5 protein-coding genes are annotated in these 4299 nt (G+C 22.4%); 4 read left to right on the top strand and 1 reads right to left on the bottom strand.

The annotated features are described in order from the left end of the window. The 4 genes from OC683_RS02080 to OC683_RS02065 all read left to right on the top strand — a co-directional run. On the top strand, window positions 1-186 hold a 186-nt coding region (locus OC683_RS02080; RefSeq protein WP_304514891.1), incomplete at its 5' end, for an RNA-dependent RNA polymerase family protein. A 362-nt stretch (window positions 187-548) separates the two neighbouring features. Then, the gene (locus OC683_RS02075) at window positions 549-1001 is read left to right on the top strand and encodes a tRNA nucleotidyltransferase/poly(A) polymerase-related protein (RefSeq protein WP_304514890.1); all 453 of its coding nucleotides are present in this window, start codon (window positions 549-551) and stop codon (window positions 999-1001) included. Between the two features lie 97 nt (window positions 1002-1098). Then, window positions 1099-2043: an HD domain-containing protein gene (locus tag OC683_RS02070; RefSeq protein ID WP_304514889.1), complete on the top strand. Its 945-nt coding sequence runs from the start codon at window positions 1099-1101 to the stop codon at window positions 2041-2043. Window positions 2044-2296: 253 nt separating this feature from the next. Then, window positions 2297-3400 (top strand): ATP-binding protein, encoded by a 1104-nt coding sequence (locus OC683_RS02065; RefSeq protein WP_304514888.1) that lies wholly within the window; start codon window positions 2297-2299, stop codon window positions 3398-3400. Between the two features lie 134 nt (window positions 3401-3534). Here the strand turns inward: OC683_RS02065 and OC683_RS02060 are convergent, their stop codons facing one another. Then, on the bottom strand, window positions 3535-3879 hold the full coding sequence (locus OC683_RS02060; RefSeq protein WP_304514887.1) for a hypothetical protein: 345 nt from the start codon (window positions 3877-3879) through the stop codon (window positions 3535-3537). Between the last annotated feature and the right edge of the window lie 420 nt (window positions 3880-4299).

Genomic DNA, 4299 nt, shown 5'->3' with positions numbered 1-4299 from the left:
TGCTATGCTGATGATTTTATCATCAGCGTCAAAGGCGAGTATGACAAGGCTGAATGGATCAAAAACCAAGTAACACAATGGCTAAACTTACGATCAGGAAGGACAAATCAAAAATTGTCAAAGCTGACAAAGGGACAAGGTTTTAGCCTACATGATAAAGGTAAACAGAACCAAAGTATTGTGTAAAGATTGTCATTAGAAGATAACCAATCAGCAAATACATGATATTAGGAAAACAAGAACAATAAGAATAAATAGCTAATCAGTCGCGAGACGAAATTAGTTCTCGCAAGAGAGTAAATTAGGGAAAGCCGGATGCTGGGAAACTTGCTTGTCCGGTTTGGACGGGGGCTGATTGTCAATAAAACAGCAAAGATAAATCGCTGCACAAAACGCAATTAATCTATCCGTATTTTACTATAAACGCCATTTTATTAGATGAAAATCATAATATATTCGATTATGTTAATGGCTTAACAGATTTAAATAACAAAATTATTCGTATTATAGGCGATCCTTATCAAAAATTAACTGAAGATCCTTTAAGAATGTTAAGAATTTTTTATTTTAAATCAAAATTAAATTTTTCTGTAGAAGAAAAAACAGAAAAATTTTTAAAAGATAATATCACTTTAATAAATAAATTAAGATCTTTTGTTATATTGAGAGAATTTAATAAACTTTTGAAACAGCCTTATGTTAATTTAACTTTTAATTATTTATTATATACAAAAGCTGTTTATTGTTTAAAAAGTTTAATTTCTGGAATATTATTTTTTATCGAATATAAATTAGAAATTATTGATCCAGATTTTTTTTTCATAATTGCTGTTTATTTAAATAATAAAGTATTTTATGATTTTTCTTTTCCTTATAATCAAAGAATAAAAATTATTAAATTAGTCACATTATTAAAACAAAAATATCCTTTTTTATCTAATTTAAATAAATTTGAAATATCAAATTTACAAAAAAAATTTTTAAAAACAGGTTTATTTTGAATTATTTATTTGTATGTCTTTATTTTATTGTTAAAAGTATTTTAAATTTTTGTTATATTTTAAATAATTAAGAAAAATAAAAATGAGTTTAAAAATTATGATTTATAAAAACCAATTAGAAAATTTAAAGAATGCTGAAATAGGGCAAAAATACCAAATTTTAGGAAAAATTACTAATATTAATAAAGGTGATAATTTTTACAATATAGATGTTTTGTTAACGGAAACGGAAATTATCAATATTAAAATAGAAAATAGAAATTTAGTTTTAATAACTGAAAAAATTTATATTTTTGAAGTAATTAGACATTTAAAAAGCAATAAATATTATTGGATTTGCCAAAGTTTGAATTTAATCGAAAATATTTTAAATTTAGAAGAAACTTATCAATATTATCGTCTTTTTTTTGTATGTGCGCCGTTATCTTTTGAAAAAGCTGATTTTTTAATTAATAAATATATTAATAAAATTAAAAATTATAATTTAAACAAAATTACAACTGCGTTATACAATAAATATAAATTGCCTTTTTTGATTTCACCAGCTGCTTTTAAAATGCATCATAATTATTACGGAGGATTAGCTTATCATACTACTAATATGTTGCAAATTACTTTAAATCTAGCCGAAAGATACAATTTTTTAAATTTAGATTTATTATATGCAGGAATTATTTTACATGATATGTTTAAAGTTAAAGAATTTAATTTTTCGAAAAAGGAATATACTAAAGAAGGAATTTTATTAGGTCATTTAGTTTTAGCTGTTAATTATGTTCATGAAGAAGCTGTTTTATTCAATATTCAGGATACAGAAGAAATATTATTATTAAAACATTTATTAATTTCTCATCATGGTTTATTAGAATATGGTGCTTTAAAAACTCCTCAAACAGGTGAAGCATTTTTGTTATGGCATTTGGATAATATAGATGCCAAATTAACTTCTTTAGGAGAAACATTAGCTAAAACTTCTGCAGGTAGTTTTTCAGAACCTTTAGCGGTTTTTGAAAAAAAGTCTTTATATAAACCCAATTTATAAAATTTGATATTTATTTTTATAATTTAGAAAAATAATGATGTTTGTTATTGATGTAATGAATAATTAAAAATTTAAAAATTATTAATAATATATCTGATGTAGTATTAATAAAAATTATTTAAACTTTTTACTAAAATAGATTTTAATCTTTTCAAAAAATTATCTAGTTTTATTAAAATTATAAATTTAATTGTAAATATAAAAATAAATTCTATTATTTTTTTTATTTTAATAATATTTAAAGGAGTTCTTATTGAAAGACAAGAAAAAAATTTTATTGATTATTTTTAGATTAATTATGAATTTATTATTATTATTATGTATTTTTTGGTCTCTAATATTAAATTTTAAAAATAATAAGGATTTAATGAATTTAAAATCTGATATATCTCACAAAAATGAAGCAAATTTTTTAAATTTAACTAATAGTTTTGATGAAAAAGAATCTTTTTATCCGACTAATAGTGATAATTTTCTTGATTTTGCAACTTTATCTGGTTTTAAAGAAGAAAAGAAAATAGCTAATTTTTTTATATTGTATATAAAAGAACCTGAAAAATTCGAAAATATTGGTCATATTGAACCTCCTTTAGGTCTTTTGTTATATGGTGTTCCTGGAACAGGAAAAACTACTTTTGCTCGGGCTATAGCTAAAGAAACACATTTGCCCTTTTTTGAACTTAGTGCTTCTATTTTTTCAAAAAAATATAGAGGTCAAGCGGTACAAATGATTAGAAATTTATTTAATGATGTACGTAAAATATCTAAAAAACACCCTGGAGCTATTATTTTTGTAGATGAATGTGAAACTATTTTTCGAAAATTAACAAATTTAGAAGGCGATTCGGAAATTAATAATATTGTTAACCAATTTAAAACAGAATTGACTTCTAATGAAAATGATTCTAAACACCCTATTTTTATTTTAGGAGCGACTAATAATTTTTCACAAATCGATGATGCTATAAAATCGCGTTTTCCTTATGCTATCGAAGTTAAACCAGGTAATAAATTAGAGCGTAGACAATTTTTAGAATTTTTAATGGATCAAAAACTTAAAAATCCATATAGTCTGGAAGCTAAAAATTTTTTATATGAAGTAATTAATGAAGCTTTAGATAAAATTGAATCTAATTATGATTTTTTAAAAACTAATCGTACTTTAGAAAATTTGATGAAAGATGCTGTTATGAATTTCGCTATAAAAAGAGCTAATGATGATACAGTTAGTAAAGAAACAGTTAATATTGATGATTTGAAAGAAGCTTATCGTAGAATTATTATTACTGATAAAGACTTAAAAATACTAAATGAAGTGGAAAAACAATTTTTAGAAAGAAAAAATTTCTTAAAATAGAAATAAATTAAATCTATTTTTGATGATGTTAAGATCAAATTCGCAAAAAATAAAATATTTCAACATAAAAAAAGCTGTTTATTATTATAATAAACAGCTTTTATTTTTTTTAAAATTAAAAATTTTATTTTAATTTAAATTTCAAATTTAATCATATTGGTTTTATAGTCATTTATTTTATATATAATTAATTTATATATAAAACGTGTAAGAATTAAAAAATTGGTGATTGTCAAAATTACTAATATATTTTTCCAATATTGAAAATTACTATCAAAAACATTCTTGTTATTAATATCAATATAGTTAGAATAATTATTATTTTCAGAAATGAATATTTTTCTAAAAACTAAAGAAAATTGGTTTTTTATTTCGCTATATTTTTCAATAGATTTTTCAAAGTTGTTTTTAGCACGATCATATTTTAAATTAGAAAGGATAAAATCTTTATTATTTCGTTGTGTTTCGGCTTCTAACATAAATTCATCGCCTTTATTTCGAAAATAAATAGCGCTATTTTCTTTATCAGATTCTATTTCTGATTTGATACTATTTAATTTTGATTTGATATTTTTATTATTAACAAAATAAAAGCTTAATTCTAATAATTTAGAAATTTCTTCTTTATTTTTGTTAATTATTTTTCTTAATATTAAAGAGTTATTTGTTTTAACTTTGTTGATATCGAGATAGATTAACGCGGTTTAGAAAAAAGAAATGATAATAACTTTTTTCATATTCGCAATTAGCCCCCCACAGAACCGGACAAGCAAGTTTCCCAGCATCCGGCGCCTAATATCTTATAATCTCAGATATTGAAACTCTTTCGCCATGTAAAGGTTATTACCCTTCGCCTTGATCAGGTTCTTCTCAAATATTCCAATTCCAGAATTAAACTG

The organism is Candidatus Phytoplasma crotalariae (genome assembly GCF_030586865.1).
Lineage (GTDB): Bacteria > Bacillota_I > Bacilli_A > Acholeplasmatales > Acholeplasmataceae > Phytoplasma > Phytoplasma citri.
The sequence above is the reverse complement of the archived record's forward strand: the minus strand, read 5'-3'. Positions and strand labels throughout refer to the sequence as shown.

Excerpts from the sequence above, each read along its gene's own strand:
- OC683_RS02070 (WP_304514889.1), top strand. The coding sequence starts at position 1,099 with ATGATTTATAAAAACCAATTAGAAAATTTAAAGAATGCTGAAATAGGG.
- OC683_RS02060 (WP_304514887.1), bottom strand. The coding sequence starts at position 3,879 with ATGTTAGAAGCCGAAACACAACGAAATAATAAAGATTTTATCCTTTCT.
- OC683_RS02075 (WP_304514890.1), top strand. The coding sequence starts at position 549 with ATGTTAAGAATTTTTTATTTTAAATCAAAATTAAATTTTTCTGTAGAA.